This window comes from Eikenella sp. HMSC061C02 (genome assembly GCF_001809035.1).
GTDB classification, from domain to species: domain Bacteria; phylum Pseudomonadota; class Gammaproteobacteria; order Burkholderiales; family Neisseriaceae; genus Eikenella; species Eikenella corrodens.
Map to the genome: position 1 here is coordinate 1 of NZ_KV795538.1, position 1,875 is coordinate 1,875.

At 50.0% G+C, this 1,875-nt stretch carries 1 protein-coding gene; it reads right to left on the reverse strand.

All coding sequences use genetic code 11. From position 1 onward, the window contains the following. Positions 1-595 precede the first annotated feature (595 nt). Entirely contained in the window at positions 596-1,735 is a 1,140-nt protein-coding gene (locus HMPREF2541_RS03420) for a zonular occludens toxin domain-containing protein (protein ID WP_070541732.1), read from the reverse strand. Positions 1,736-1,875 lie beyond the last annotated feature (140 nt).

Below are 1,875 nucleotides of genomic sequence, written 5' to 3' on the forward strand. Positions count from 1 at the left end.
ATAATGTACAGTTTCGGTAGTTTAGACATTTGCTAAGCAGGGGCTTTGCCCCTTGCATCCCCATTCTGCGAAGCGGTTGGGCGTTCCCCTTGGGCGCGCGTGAGGCGGTCTCCTCTGCGATTCTTTCAGGCGATTGTTTGCACCTGAAAAATCTACGAGAACCGACCGCATTTCACTTTTTGCGCTTGGGCGGGTCGGGCTAAAATTCTGTAAGCCGTTCATGTATTCAGGCAACAGAACCGAGCCTAGGTCTCTGCCCATTCGGGTTAATATCCCTAACGCTTCTAATCCCACCCAGCCACCCACAAGGGGCGTTCCCCTTGCATCCCCTAGGTTGTATTGTGTGGCGCGTTGCGCCCCTCAATACGTGCCTTCGGCACAACAGACTACCTGAAAACCTGCTACAGCATGGGGGACTAGTCCCCCAAACCCCCTAGTCTCACTTGCGACGCCGCGCGGGGAAGGTTGCCGCTTCGCTTTAACACTTCCCCTTGGGCTATAGTGTTCTACTAGGTAGCATTGTAAAGGGGGTATTCATAAAGGCTGCGCCTTTACAAAGCTTCCCCCTTGACAATGCGGCTGACGATGTAGGTTTTTACTGCGCCATGTTTGGCAATTCAGAATAAGAAAGATTAGGCTTTGTACTGCCTTCCAAAGCTAAAACTTGAGGTTCAGACGGCGGAGCGGAAACTTTGGTTTCCGCGCGTTCCGTTTCCATCTTGCGATAGGGGTCAAAAGGACGCTGTTTAACGATAGCGCGACATTCTGCCGTGCTGATATTGGGCAATATCGTGGCTTGTTGGCTGTAGCAATTGCAGCTATCAGCCGAAGCCACGCAGGCAACACGGCGGGGAAAATCGGCTACTTGTCGCAAGCTATCGTAAATGGGCGCGGTTTCCTGAAGATTGGCAATCCGTGGGCGGTAATCTTCGACTTTTGCGCCGATGGGCATGGAAGCAGCCACGGGCGAAGCGGCTGAATAGTTATCCGCCGCTGCCTGTTGTTGTGCCGGCGCCGAGGTTTCGGCAACCGACACAGCGGCAGGCTGTTCCTCTGCCCCGACATAGCGTTTAAACCGACCTGACGTGTAGTAAAAAAACAGCGGAGCGCACACCAAAAGCAAGCCCATGCCGTAAAAAACGGGATGCAGTTTTTTCTTGAATTTGATGTGGATGCTGGCGGATTTGTAGTATTTAAACGCGCGTTTGTCAGGCTTGTAAAAATCGGAGGTTACACCCTTGGCAGCGCAGGCTGAAGCTAAATTGGTTTCGCAGCGATAGAACTCATACAGTTTGGTGCCCACCTGTTTGCGTTCTAAATGCCAATGCTTACTAACCAAATTGCGAATATAACTATCCAACATGCTAGGATGCTGAGTCATCAAAATCAGGGTAAAACCATCATGCCGCAATTCTTTCAGGGTTTTGACGTAGGGGGGCACTTCCTTAGCGGAAGCGCGAGTGGGATATGCGTAATCTGCTTCGTCAACAATGACGACCGAGCCCTGAGGAACAATTTCATTCAGCGGTGCTGACTGAATTTGTTCCTCAGTCAGACGATGCGCTTTAAGAGCCTTTTCGTCAAGTCCGTCAATATGACAAAAATAAAGCGGTCTATCCACCGTTTCGCCGTCTTCGGTCTCATATTTAAAAAGCCCATTTCTGTTATTGATGATAGACGATACTGCAAACGCGGTTTTGCCCGTGCCGGGCGTTCCAGTAATCAGGTAAATCATGAAAACACCCCGAAGGTAAGGCGATTCATCATATTCTTGGTAACAATAAATGTTGCCGCGCCGATTATATAGCCTAGACCGTCAGGAATGCCTGATTTAGCCACCAGTAAAAACATATCGGCAGGAATACTATTTAAAAA